At 63.7% G+C, this 12,675-nt stretch carries 10 protein-coding genes; 7 read left to right on the top strand and 3 right to left on the bottom strand.

The window, feature by feature from the left end; all coding sequences use genetic code 11:
- Positions 1 to 74 precede the first annotated feature (74 nt).
- The 3 genes from RSE12_12740 to RSE12_12730 are packed head-to-tail and all read right to left on the bottom strand — an operon-like array spanning position 75 to position 2,198.
- Positions 75 to 581, bottom strand: coding sequence for a nicotinamide-nucleotide amidohydrolase family protein (locus RSE12_12740; protein ID WRH61250.1), 507 nt, complete (start codon positions 579 to 581; stop codon positions 75 to 77).
- A gap of 4 nt (positions 582 to 585) precedes the next feature.
- Positions 586 to 1,071: a phosphatidylglycerophosphatase A gene (locus tag RSE12_12735; protein ID WRH61249.1), complete on the bottom strand. Its 486-nt coding sequence runs from the start codon at positions 1,069 to 1,071 to the stop codon at positions 586 to 588.
- A complete protein-coding gene (locus RSE12_12730; protein ID WRH61248.1) occupies positions 1,068 to 2,198 on the bottom strand; it encodes a bifunctional 2-C-methyl-D-erythritol 4-phosphate cytidylyltransferase/2-C-methyl-D-erythritol 2,4-cyclodiphosphate synthase in 1,131 nt (376 codons plus the stop codon). The genes RSE12_12735 and RSE12_12730 overlap by 4 nt, the downstream gene beginning before the upstream one ends.
- A 191-nt stretch (positions 2,199 to 2,389) precedes the next feature.
- Here RSE12_12730 and dusB point away from each other — a divergent pair, with 191 nt between their 5' ends.
- The 7 genes from dusB (at position 2,390) to RSE12_12695 (ending at position 12,609) form a co-directional block, all read left to right on the top strand.
- Entirely contained in the window at positions 2,390 to 3,373 is a 984-nt protein-coding gene (dusB, locus tag RSE12_12725; protein WRH61247.1) for a tRNA dihydrouridine synthase DusB, read from the top strand.
- Entirely contained in the window at positions 3,370 to 4,473 is a 1,104-nt protein-coding gene (locus RSE12_12720; protein WRH61246.1) for an ATP-binding protein, read from the top strand. The genes dusB and RSE12_12720 overlap by 4 nt, the downstream gene beginning before the upstream one ends.
- Positions 4,473 to 5,837, top strand: a complete 1,365-nt coding sequence (locus RSE12_12715) for a response regulator (GenBank protein WRH61245.1) — start codon at positions 4,473 to 4,475, stop codon at positions 5,835 to 5,837. Before RSE12_12720 ends, RSE12_12715 begins: the two co-directional genes overlap by 1 nt.
- An 83-nt stretch (positions 5,838 to 5,920) precedes the next feature.
- On the top strand, positions 5,921 to 8,203 hold the full coding sequence (locus tag RSE12_12710) for a PAS domain-containing sensor histidine kinase (GenBank protein WRH61244.1): 2,283 nt from the start codon (positions 5,921 to 5,923) through the stop codon (positions 8,201 to 8,203).
- Between the two features lie 2 nt (positions 8,204 to 8,205).
- Positions 8,206 to 9,630: a sigma-54 dependent transcriptional regulator gene (locus RSE12_12705; protein ID WRH61243.1), complete on the top strand. Its 1,425-nt coding sequence runs from the start codon at positions 8,206 to 8,208 to the stop codon at positions 9,628 to 9,630.
- 76 nt (positions 9,631 to 9,706) lie between these two features.
- Positions 9,707 to 11,083: a Trk system potassium transporter TrkA gene (trkA, locus tag RSE12_12700; GenBank protein ID WRH61242.1), complete on the top strand. Its 1,377-nt coding sequence runs from the start codon at positions 9,707 to 9,709 to the stop codon at positions 11,081 to 11,083.
- Positions 11,084 to 11,085: 2 nt separating this feature from the next.
- Positions 11,086 to 12,609: a potassium transporter TrkG gene (locus RSE12_12695; protein ID WRH61241.1), complete on the top strand. Its 1,524-nt coding sequence runs from the start codon at positions 11,086 to 11,088 to the stop codon at positions 12,607 to 12,609.
- Positions 12,610 to 12,675: the final 66 nt, after the last annotated feature.

The raw sequence follows: 12,675 nt of genomic DNA, 5'->3' as shown, positions 1-12,675 counted from the left end.
ACCACCGGCTTCATCTTGGCTGAAATACCCTGGGGTCCGGGGCAAAGCCCCGGGGCTGGCCACAGGCACCGCCCTTAGACAAGCGCCCGCGCCATCATCCCCAGCGCATGTTCCACTGTAGCTTGCCGCACGCCCGCCCGGCCCAGCGCGCCGAACTCTACCGTTTCCACCACCGTCTCGCGCCCGCGCAGGGCCAGCCCGAAACAGACCCGCCCTTCCGGCTTGAACTCCGATCCACCCGGTCCGGCAATTCCGGTGACAGATACCGCCATCTCCGCCGCCGAATGGGTCAGCGCGCCTTCGGCCATTTCGCGCGCGACCTGTTCGGACACGGCACCAAAGGCATCAAGCGTTTCTGCCCGAACCCCAAGCATCTCGCGCTTGGCGGCATTGGAATAGGTCACAAAACCCCGCTCGAACACATCCGACGATCCCGCCACATCAGTCAGCGCGCCGGCGATCAGCCCTCCGGTGCAGCTTTCGGCGGTAGCGATCTTCACGCCCCAATAGCGCGCCGCCTGCAACAGCGCAGGCACCGATACCGTCTCTGCCACCGCGTCTCTCACCGCCTTGCGCGCCATCGCCTCATCCCATCAACAGCCCATGCGCCACACCCGCTGCAATCACTACGCCAATTCCGGCAAACACCCCAGCGATGATGTCATCCCACATCACCCCCGCCGCATCCCCGCGCCGGTCGGCCCAACCCACCGGTCCGGGCTTCCAGATGTCGAACAGTCGGAACAGCAGGAAGGCCGCCAACCAACCGGGATAGGGCATCCAGCCGTCAAAATCCCGCATCCAAAAGGCGAATGACGGAAACAGCAGCGCGATCCACTGCCCTGCCACTTCGTCGATTACCACCTCTGATGGGTCCTCTCCCGGCCCGCAGACCGCCGCGCAGGCCCAGAATCCCACCGCCGCCGCCGCCAACGTGGCCACGGCCAAGCCCGGAAAGCCAAGAAAGCGGTCAATCACCACCCCCACACCCACCGCGACCAATGATCCCCACGTCCCCGGCGCCGGGCGCAGCAGCCCAACTCCAAAGACAGTCGCCACAGCCCGCATCATGCCCGCACCAGACAGGCCGTCGCCAAGGCGGCGATGCCTTCCTCGCGGCCCGTGAACCCCAAACGCTCGGACGTGGTGGCCTTCACGCTGACGCGGTCCACCTCCACCCCCATGATCGCGGCCAGCGCCGCCTGCATTGCCGCCGCATGCGGCCCGATCTTGGGCCGCTCACAAACCAGCGTCACATCACAATTGCCCAGCGCATAGCCGCGCGCGCGCATCAGTTCCGCCGCATGGCGCAGGAAGATATGGCTTTCGGCCCCTTTCCACTGCGGATCGCTGGGCGGGAAATGGCGGCCGATATCGCCCTCGGCCAGCGCGCCATAGATCGCATCGGTCAGGGCATGCATCCCCACATCGGCATCGGAATGGCCCAAAAGCGCCTTGTCATGCGCCACTTTCACCCCGCACAGCCAGACGTGATCGCCCGCCGTAAAGGCATGCACGTCATATCCATTGCCCAGCCGCACATCCATGCTGCGTCCCTTCAGGATCGCCTCAGCCCGCGCGAAATCGCCGGGAAAGGTCAGTTTCAGATTGGCCTCATTGCCCTCGACGATAGCCACGTCAAGCCCGGCCGCCCGCGCCACCTCGACATCATCTGCCGCTTGGCCCGGATGCGCACGATGCGCGGCCAGGATCGCGTTAAACCGGAACCCCTGCGGCGTCTGCGCCCGCCATAACCCGGCCCGGTCCTGCGTCCCGTCGACCAGACCGTCCCTGCCGCGCCACAACGCATCTGTCACAGTCAGGGCCGGTGCAGCGCCCGGATAATCCTCCAGCGCGGCCAGCACGCGTCCGATCACGCCCGCCTCGACCAAAGGCCGCGCCCCGTCATGGATCAGCACGCGCACAACCCCGGTTCCCTCCAGCGCCTCAAGCGCCGCGCGGACCGATGCATCCCGCGTCGCGCCTCCCGGCACCAGCAATGCATCGCCCGCCACGGCGGCCGCGCGGTCACGATCATCCGGATGGATCACCAGCACCAGCCGGTCCACATGGCCCCGAAAAGCCGCAAGTGTATGGGCCAGAACCGGCGCCCCGGCCAGCATCTGCCATTGCTTTGGTACCTCGCCTCCGGCGCGGCTTCCGCGTCCTGCGGCGACGATGACGGCGGCCGTGGTCATTCCGGCGCGACTCCCTTGCCCTTTCACCCTTCCTAGGCCACACCGCCGCGCCTGACAATCTGGCGCTGCTCTGGGCAAACATGCCTAAAAAATGTGCAACGCCAGTTTTTAAGACATACTCACGTCATCCACCCTTGGCTTTGCATCGGTACAGCCGCAAACACGATCCTATCTGCACAAGGAACAGGCAATTGGCCCTCTGCCTCGGATCACAGACGATCCATCCTCCCGTTCTCCTCGCACCTTTGGCGGGGATTACCGATCTTCCCTTCCGCCGTCTTGTGGCGCGGTTCGGGGCTGGCCTTGTCGTGTCCGAAATGGTGGCAAGCCAAGAGGTCGTTCAAGCCCAGCCCGAAGCGCGGGCCCGCGCCGAACTGGGGCTGGGCGATCAGGCCACTTCCGTGCAACTCGCCGGTCGTGATCCCTACTGGATGGCCGAAGCTGCCCGATTGATGGAATCGAACGGCGCCCGGATCATTGACATCAACATGGGCTGTCCTTCCAAACGGGTCACCACGGGCCTCTGCGGCTCGGCCCTGCTGCGCGACCTCGACCTTGCGCTGGAACTCATAGACTCGGTTGTGCAGGCCGTTTCTGTTCCCGTCACCCTGAAAACCCGCCTCGGCTGGGATGACGCGCTTCTCAACGCGCCCGACCTCGCCAAGCGCGCCGAAGGGGCGGGGGTGCAGATGATCACCATTCATGGCCGCACCCGCTGCCAGTTCTACAAGGGGGCCGCCGATTGGGCGGCCATCGCGCGGGTCAAGCAGGCCGTCTCCATTCCCGTCATCGCCAATGGCGACATCACCGATGCGGCCACCGCAACACAGGCGCTGCGCCTGTCCGGGGCGGATGGCGTCATGATCGGGCGCGGCGCGCAGGGTGCGCCCTGGCGCCTGGCCCAAATCGCCCATGCCCTTTACGCCACGCCTGCACCCGTCATCCCGCAGGGCGCGTCCTTGGCTGACATGGTCGCCGGGCATTACGAAGACATGCTTTCCTTCTACGGTCCCTCCCTTGGCCTGCGCTGTGCGCGCAAGCACCTCGGCTGGTATCTCGATACGGCCGGGGCCGGGGCAGGGGCCCGCAACGCCATTCTGACCGCCGATGATCCCGCCATCGTTCTGCGGCTCATCCGGTCGGTCTTTTCCGACACGGGGCAGGTGGCCGCATGACGCCCTACCGCACGCCATACCCGGTTCCCGGTGTCGTTTGGGCCTCGCTGCCGCTGCCGGCACTGTTGATCGGCCCCGACAACCGCATCGCCGAGGTGAACCCCGCGGGCGAAACCTTCCTCAACGCCTCATCGCGCAGCCTCATGGGCCAACCCGCCTTTGACCGGCTCGCCATCGACGCCCCCATGGATGAGGCGCTGGTCCGTGCCCGCCTGAACCAATCGCCGCTCTTCATCAATGATGTGGACGTCACCACCGGCGAACGCGCGCCCGTGCAGTGCAACATCCAGGTCGCACCGATGCACGACAACCCCGAGGTGATCCTGTTGATCATCTCGCCGCGCGACATCGCCGACCGGCTCGGTCGCGCCATGCAGGTAAAATCCGCCGCCAAATCCGCCATCGGCATGGCCGAGATGCTGGCGCATGAAATCAAGAACCCGCTCGCCGGGATTTCCGGCGCGGCGCAGCTTATCGGGATGAACCTGCCGCCCGAAGATCGCGAACTTGCCGATCTGATCGTCGAAGAAACCCGCCGCATCGTCAAACTGCTGGAACAGGTGGAACAGTTCGGCAATCTCCGCCCACCCGAACGCCGCCCTGTGAACATCCATGACGCGCTGGATCGCGCCCGCAAATCCGCCATGGTCGGCTTCGCCGCCCATATGCAGATCACCGAAGATTACGATCCCTCGCTCCCCCCCACCTATGCCGATCCGGACCAACTGCTTCAGGTCTTTCTCAACCTGATCAAGAACGCAGCCGAGGCTTGCCAACGGTCGGGCGAGGGGCGGACGATCCGCCTGCACACCTTCTATGACCTGTCGCTGCGCCTGCGTGGCAAGGATGGGCGCCCGGCGGCGCTGCCTCTGCAAATTGAAATCATCGATGACGGCCCCGGCATCCCGCCCGAGATTGCCGCCGATATTTTTGAACCCTTCGTTTCGGGCCGTGAAAACGGCACCGGGCTGGGGCTCGCCCTCGTTTCCAAGATCATTTCCGACCATGAAGGATGGATTTCCGTGGATTCGGTGCCAGGACGCACCGTGTTTCGGGTCTCTCTCCCCATGGTGCCTAAGGACAAGAAGGAGAAAGCCTGATGGATGGCACCGTCCTCGTTGCCGACGACGATCGCACGATCCGCACCGTTCTGACGCAGGCACTGACGCGGGCGGGGTGCAAGGTTCACGCAACCTCCAGCCTGATGACGCTGATGCGCTGGGTCGAAGAAGGGAAGGGCGATCTGGTGATCTCTGATGTCATCATGCCCGATGGCAACGGGCTGGATGCGCTGCCCCGCATCTCCAAGATGCGCCCCGGCCTTCCGGTCATCGTGATTTCCGCCCAGAACACCATCATGACCGCCATTCAGGCCGCTGAGGCCGAGGCATTCGATTACCTGCCCAAACCCTTTGACCTGCCCGATCTGATGAAGCGGTCCGCCCGCGCGTTGGAACAGAAACGCCGTGCCCCGGCCCGCGTCGTAACCCCGCGCGAGGCAGGCGATGATCTGCCGCTGGTTGGTCGTACCACCGCCATGCAGGCGCTTTACCGGCTTGTGGCCCGGGTGATGAACACCGATCTCGCCGTGCTGATCACCGGCGAATCGGGCACCGGCAAAAGCCTCATCGCCAAGGCGATCCATGATTTCTCGGACCGCCGTTCCCAACCCTTTGTCGTGGCGCAGGCTGCCGATCTTGCCGGCATGGATGGCCCCTCGGCCCTGATGGCGCGCGCCCGTGGCGGTAGCCTCGTCTTCGATGAGGTCGCCGATTACGACGATGACATGCAGGCTCGCATTGTGCGGATGCTGGATCTGGCGGGCGACAACGCGCCCCGCATCATGGCCACCTCGCAAACCGACCTGTCCGCCCGGATGGAGGGGGGGCAGTTCCGGCAGGACCTGTTCTATCGCCTGTCCGGCGTCACCCTTCACGTTCCTGCCCTGCGCGAACGGGTGGATGACATCCCGCTTCTGGCCGAACACTTCCTTGCGCGCGGTGAACGCGATTCCAGCGCCTTGCGCCGCCTGTCCAACGATGCGCGCGAACTCGTCCGGGCCTATTCTTGGCCCGGCAATGTGCGGCAATTGGAAAATACCCTGCGCCGCCTGATGGTCACCTCGTCCGAGGCTGAAATCACCAAGGCCGAAGTTGAAACCGTGCTGGGCAGCCAGCCCACGATGGAACCGCTGAAAGGTGGGGGGGAAGGCGAAAAACTCTCCGCCTCGGTCGCGCGCCATCTGAAGCGCTACTTCGATCTGCATGGCGGCCAACTGCCCCCCGCAGGCGTCTATCAGCGGATATTGCGCGAGGTCGAAACACCGCTCATCGAAATCGCGCTGGATGCCACAGCCGGAAATCAGGCCAAATGCGCCGATCTTCTCGGCATCAATCGCAATACTTTGCGCAAGAAGATCACTGATCTCGATATCCGCGTGACTCGCCGCCGCAAGCTGATGTAAAACCGCAACATCAAGCGTGTCCCCCCTGCCGCAAGGCATTTTGGGCCACAACATATGGGCGGCGGGGGAATCGGTCCCTCGTGATGAAGGGATCGGTCGGCGTGCATCGCAGCGTTGGCAGCAACACCTGGGCGCGGCTTTCGCGCCTGCGCAGGCAGCGCCAGTTCCAGAACGCCATGACCTTCGGTCTGGTGTTTCTTGGCCCGCTGCTGGCGGTTGCCACTTTCCTTGCGCTTGGCCCACTCAATCAGGGTGGCAATTCGCCCGCCTTGCGGCTGATCCTGCTGGCCGACCTTGTCTATATCCTCGTCGTCGCAACCCTCGTCATGGCGCGGGTCGTGCGCATGATTGCCGATCGGCGCAGTAAATCCGCTGGGTCCCGCCTCCACTTGCGGCTGACATTCGTTTTTGCGGGTGTGGCGCTTGTCCCCACCATCCTCGTCGCTGTCTTTGCCGTGGTCACGGTGAATTTCGGCCTCGAAGGCTGGTTCTCCGAACGTGTCCGCTCTGTTGTCGGTTCTTCGCTTTCCGCGGCCGAGGCTTATGAACAGGAACACCGCCAAGACCTGATCGAAGACGCCGAGGCGCTGGCCCGCGATCTGAACCTGTTCAAACAGTCGATGTTCTTCCTCGAAGACAACCAGATGCGCCCGGTGCTGACGCAGGCACAGGCCACGATCCAGCGTGGGCTGAAAGAGGCCTATCTCATCAACGGCGCCGGCGAGTTGATGACGCGCGGCGAACGCAGCTATCTGTTCGATTTCGAACAGCCCACGACCGAGGAAATTCAGCGCGCCCGTGCAGGGGAAACCGTGCTGATTCAGGATTGGGGCAACAACGAATTCCGCGCCCTCGTGCATCTGGATGCCTTTGCAGACCGCTATCTCTATATCTCCCGCACGGTCGACGGCTCTATCCTGTCGCTTCTGGATGGCACACGCGAAACCGTGGCACTTTATCACCAGCTTGAATCCGAACGCGGGCGCTTGCTGTTCGAGTTTGGCCTGCTCTATCTGGGCTTCGCCCTCATCCTCATCCTCGCCGCTGTCTGGATCGGTTTGTGGTTCGCCGAACGCCTGTCGCGCCCCGTGGGCCGTCTGGCCGAAGCGGCCGAAAGCGTCGGCCAAGGCAATCTCGACGTGCAGGTGCGCGAAGAAGAGGGCGATGACGAAATCGCCTCGCTCGGCCGGTCCTTCAACCGCATGACGCGCCAGCTGAAAGGTCAGCGCGACGCGCTGGTCGAAAGCCATAGCCAGACCGAACGCCGCCGCCGCCTGTTCGACTCGGTCCTCTCTAACGTCACCGCGGGCGTCATCGGCCTCGATTCCGATGGAAAGATCGACTTTGCCAACCGCGCCGCCGAACGCCTGCTCGACATGGGCGTGGGCCTGTCCGCCGATGTCGAACTGGCCGTCGCCGTTCCGGAATTCGGCCCGCTCTTTGAACGGCTGTTGGAAAGCGGCCTGTCTGCCGCACAGGAAGAGGTTCGCCTAACCCGCCGGGGCAAGCTGGAAAGCCTGCTTGTGCGCATGTCCGAACGCAGCAATGATGCGGGCGGTCTGGAAGGCTACGTCGTGGCCTTCGATGATGTGACCGATCTCGTCTCCGCCCAGCGCATGGCCGCGTGGGGCGATGTCGCCCGCCGCATCGCGCATGAGATCAAGAACCCGCTCACCCCCATCGCGCTCTCTGCCGAACGCATCAAGCGCAAATTCCGCCCGCAGGTGAACGAACCCGAAGATCTTGACCAATACACCGATGTCATCGTTCGCCAGACCAACGATCTGCGCCGCATCGTGGACGAATTTTCCAAATTCGCCCGCATGCCCGAACCCGACCGGCGCGAGAACGACCTGACGGCGCTCTTGCGCGATGCAATCTTGTTGCAGGAAAGCGGTCAGCCCGGCGTCACCTTTGTTCGTGATCTGCCCGATGCGCCCCTGATGCTGGACCTCGATTCCACTATGATCAGCCAGGCCCTGACCAACCTCATCAAAAACGCGGGTGAGGCCATCGAAACCCTGCAAGAAAAAGGCGCGCCCGCCGGCCATCGGCCCGAAATTCGCGTCAGCCTGACCAGCGAACCCGAGATGGCCATCATCCGCATCATGGACAATGGCACCGGCCTGCCGCCGGACCGCGCGCGGCTTTTTGAACCCTACGTCACCACCCGCGAAAAGGGCACCGGCCTTGGCCTGCCCATCGTCAAGAAGATCATCGAGGAACATGGCGGCACGCTCGCCCTTCTCGATGCACCTGTTTTCCAAGGCAACAGCCACCACGGGGCCATGGCAGAGATCAGGCTGCCGCGCGCCCCGCGAAGCCGCAGCCGCAAACCCGCAGCACTCGCCGCCCAGGGGGTATGAAGATGAGCAGCATTCTTATTGTAGACGACGAAAAAGACATCCGCGAATTGATCGGGGATATTCTCAAGGACGAAGGTTTCCTCGTTCGCCTCGCCGGGAACTCCGACGATTGCATGACCGAGATTAACGCCGAACCTCCTGCGCTGATGATCCTTGATATCTGGCTGAAAGACAGCCGGATGGACGGGATCGACATTCTGAAAACGGTCAAGCGTGACAACCCCGATGTCCCGGTTGTCATCATCTCTGGTCACGGCAACATCGAAATCGCGGTCGCCGCGATCAAGCAAGGCGCCTATGACTTCATCGAAAAGCCTTTCAACATCGACCAGTTGATGGTCGTTGTCTCCCGCGCGATGGAAACCTCGCGCCTGCGCCGCGAAAACTCGGAACTGCGCCGCAAGGATGTGACCTCATCCGAAATGCTGGGCAACAGCCCGGCCTTCAAAGCCCTGAAATCGCAGCTTGAAAAGGTCACCAAATCCAATGGCCGCGTCATGCTCACCGGCCCCGCCGGATCGGGCAAGGAAATGGCCGCCCGCTTCATCCATTCCAATTCCAACCGCGCCAGCGCGCCCTTCGTGTCGGTTTCCTCTGCGACGATCGAACCGGAACGGATGGAAGAGGTTCTGTTCGGCCGCGAAACCAGCGAACGCGGGGTGGAAAAGGGCCTTCTGGAACAGGCCCACGGCGGCGTCGTCTATTTCGACGAGGTGGCCGATATGCCGCTGGGCACGCAGTCAAAAATCCTACGCGTGTTGGTGGAACAGCAATTCACCCGTGCCGGCGGCACCGACAAGGTCCGCGTCGATCTGCGCGTGATCTCGTCCACCACCCGCGACCTGCGCAACGAAATCGCCTCCGGCCGCTTCCGGCAGGAACTTTATGACCGGCTCAATGTTGTGCCGATCCCGGTTCCCAGCCTGGAAGACCGGCGCGAAGATATCCCCGAGCTGACCCGCCATTTCATCGACATGTTCCACCGCAGCCAGGGCCTGCCGCTCCGCACCCTGTCGACCGAGGCTGAGGCGATGCTGCAAACAATGCCTTGGCCCGGCAACGTACGCCAATTGCGCAACGTGATTGAACGCGTCCTTATCCTCGGCGATGGCTCCGGCCCCATCGACGCCCGCGAATTGCCGGGGCAGGACGCGCCCGAAGGCGAAACCGGCCGCCTTGTCCTTGGCGGTGCCATGGCCACGCTGCCCTTGCGCGAAGCACGCGAGGTGTTCGAACGCGAATACCTCCTCACCCAGATCAACCGCTTCGGCGGCAATATCAGCCGCACCGCCAGCTTTGTCGGCATGGAACGCTCGGCGCTCCACCGCAAACTGAAATCCTTGGGCGTCGTCACCACCTCCAAAAGCGGCGGCCGCATGGCCCGGCTGGATGAGGACATGGATGAGGACGAGGGCGAAGAGGTGTGATCCCTTACCGCCGCCCCACCATTGACCACCGCCCCCCCATCTGCCACTCAGGGGGCGCGATGAACCGGAGGCAGGCATGAAGGTGATCATCTGCGGGGCAGGGCAGGTGGGTTGGCAGATCGCCCGCCAACTGTCCGGCGAAAAGAACGACGTGACGCTGGTCGATGTGAACGCCGATCTTGTCCGCCGTGCCACCGATACGCTGGATGTGCAGGGGGTTGTGGGCTTTGCCTCCTACCCGGATGTGCTGGAACGGGCAGGGGCCCGCGATGCCGACATGATCATCGCCGCCACCCATTCCGATGAGGTGAACATGGTCGCCTGCGAAGTGGCCCATGCCATCTTTTCCGTCCCGCGCAAAATCGCCCGCCTGCGCGCGCAATCCTATCTGGACGCGATCTATTCCGATCTCTACCGCCGCGATCACCTGCCCATCGATGTGGTGATCAGCCCGGAACGTGAGGTGGCCGAGGCCGCGCTGCAACGCCTGGCCGCACCTGCCACCTTTGACACCGAAAGTTTCATGCTGGGCCGGGCGCAGCTTCTGGGCATCCAGCTTGATGAGGATTGCCCCGTCGTTAACACGCCCCTGCGCCAGCTTAGCGATCTGTTTTCCACCCTGCGCGCCATCGTTGTTGGCGTGCGCCGCGAAGGGCGGCTCTTTGCTCCCGATCCGGGGGACCAGCTGTTCCCTGACGATCAGATCTACGTCTTCACCCATTCCGAAGACGTCAACCGCACGCTGGAAATCTTTGGCAAGCAGACCAAGAAACAGGAACGCATCGTCATCATCGGTGGCGGCAATGTTGGCCTTGGCGTGGCCCGTGCCTTGGAACGGCGGACCGACCGGGTCCGCTGCAAGATCATCGAAAAGAACCGCGCCTGTGCCGAACGCGCCGCCGACAGCCTGGAACGCACCATCGTCTTGAACGGCGACGGCATGGATATGGACATCCTGCTGGAAGCTTCGATTGATCGCGCCGATGCCGTGCTGGCCGTCACGGATGATGACAAGACCAACCTCCTCGTCTCGGTCCGCGCCAAACAGGCGGGCTGTCCCATGTCCATTGCCTTGGTCAACGATCCAACGCTCGCCCCCCTGATGGGCCCCTTGGACATCGACGCATATATCAACCCGCGCGCCACCACCGTCTCGTCCATCCTGCGCCACATCCGCCACGGCAAGGTGCGCGCGATCTACTCCCTTGGCGACGCCGAGGCCGAAATGATCGAAGCGCAGGTCCTGTCCACCTCGCCCCTCGCCGGGCGGCAGATTCGCGATATCGAATTTCCCGAAGGCGTCCTCGTGGGCGGCCTGATGAAGGGGGACAAAGTGCTTAAACCCACCGGCGATACCCGGATCGAAGCTGGCGACGTGATTGCCCTTTTCACCATGGCCAAGGACGTGCGCGAGGTGGAACGCCTGCTGCAAGTCTCCATCGACTTCTTCTGATCATGTGGCGCCGCCTGTCGGAACTGCCGCTTCTGGTCCTGCTCATGGGGATCACGGCGCTGTCGATGTGGCTGCCTGCCGCCCATGCGGTGATCCTGCGCGACCACGATACCGCACGCGCCTTCTTCTATTCAGGCGTCATCCTGCTGATCCTGACCGGGATGATCGGCATTGCCACCGTCAACCAACGCGCGCGCAACCCCGCCCGCGCCAACCTGACGGCACTTGTTGCCGCTTATGGCGTGCTGCCGGTGATGATGGCGCTTCCCTTCGTGCAGGCGCTGCCCGATACAAGCTGGTCCAACGCCTGGCTTGAGATGATCTCCTCCTTCACCACCACCGGGGCCACGCTCTATGCCCCCGACCGCCTGCCGCTTTCCATCCATCTCTGGCGCGCGCAGGTGGGCTGGATGGGGGGCTTCTTCATCCTTGTCGCTGCTGTGGCCATCCTCGCCCCCATGACACTGGGCGGGATCGAGGTGATGTCGGGCCGCGTTCCCGGGCGCGGGGCCGAAGGCCTGTCACAGATCACCGCAACCGCCGATCCTGCCCGCCGTGTGGCCAAACAGGCCGCGGCGATCCTGCCGGTCTATGCCGGGGTTACCATCGCGCTCTGGGTGGCGCTGCTGATGGCCGGGCAGCCGAACCTTCCGGCGCTCATCCATGCCATGTCGACCATCTCCACCTCGGGGATAAGCCCGACGGGCGGGCTGCCGGTGGAAGGCTCCACCTTCCTGGCCGAAGTGGCGATCTTCGCCGCACTCTTCCTCGCCGTTACGCGCAGGCTCTGGCCGGGCTCTTTCTCATATGACCCCGACACCCGCATCACCGGTGACGCCGAATTGCGCATGTCGCTTTTCCTGCTGGCGGTCATCCCGCTGCTCCTGTTTCTGCGGCACTGGCTTGCCGCGACCGAAGGCGCGGATATGGTCGGGGGCGACGTCCTCTCCGGCCTGCGCGCACTCTGGGGGGCGCTGTTTACCACGCTCTCCTTCCTCACCACCACGGGCTTCACCTCGGCCGATTGGGTCACCGCGCGCAACTGGTCGGGGCTGGAAACGCCGGGCCTTGTGCTCGCAGGCCTTGCCATCTTTGGCGGCGGCATCGCCACCACGGCGGGTGGGGTGAAACTTTTGCGCGTCTATGCCCTGTTCCGCCATGGCGAACGTGAATTGGAACGCCTGATTCACCCGAATTCCGTCGGCGGCTCAGGCCAATCCGCCCGCCGCCTGCGGCGTGAAGGGGCCTATCTCGCCTGGATCTTTTTCATGCTCTTCGCGCTGTCCATCGCGATCCTTGTGGCAGCCCTCGCCCTTGCCGGGATCGAGTTTGAAACCGCCCTGATCCTCACCCTTGGCGCGCTGACCACCACCGGGCCGCTCACCAGTGTCGCTGCCACCGATCCCATCGCCCTTGCCCTTCTTCCCGCCGCCGCCAAGGCCATTCTGGGCGTCGCCATGGTCATCGGGCGGCTAGAGCTTCTGGCGATTCTTGTTCTGCTTGCCCCCGACAGCTGGCGCAACTGAGAGGCAGCCCTGTAACAGGCATCTAAAACTCTGTTTTTGGGCTGGAAACTGTCTGCAAGGCATTAC

This window comes from Fuscovulum sp. (genome assembly GCA_035192965.1).
Taxonomy (GTDB): domain Bacteria; phylum Pseudomonadota; class Alphaproteobacteria; order Rhodobacterales; family Rhodobacteraceae; genus Paragemmobacter.
This window is presented reverse-complemented; position numbering and strand designations above follow the sequence as displayed.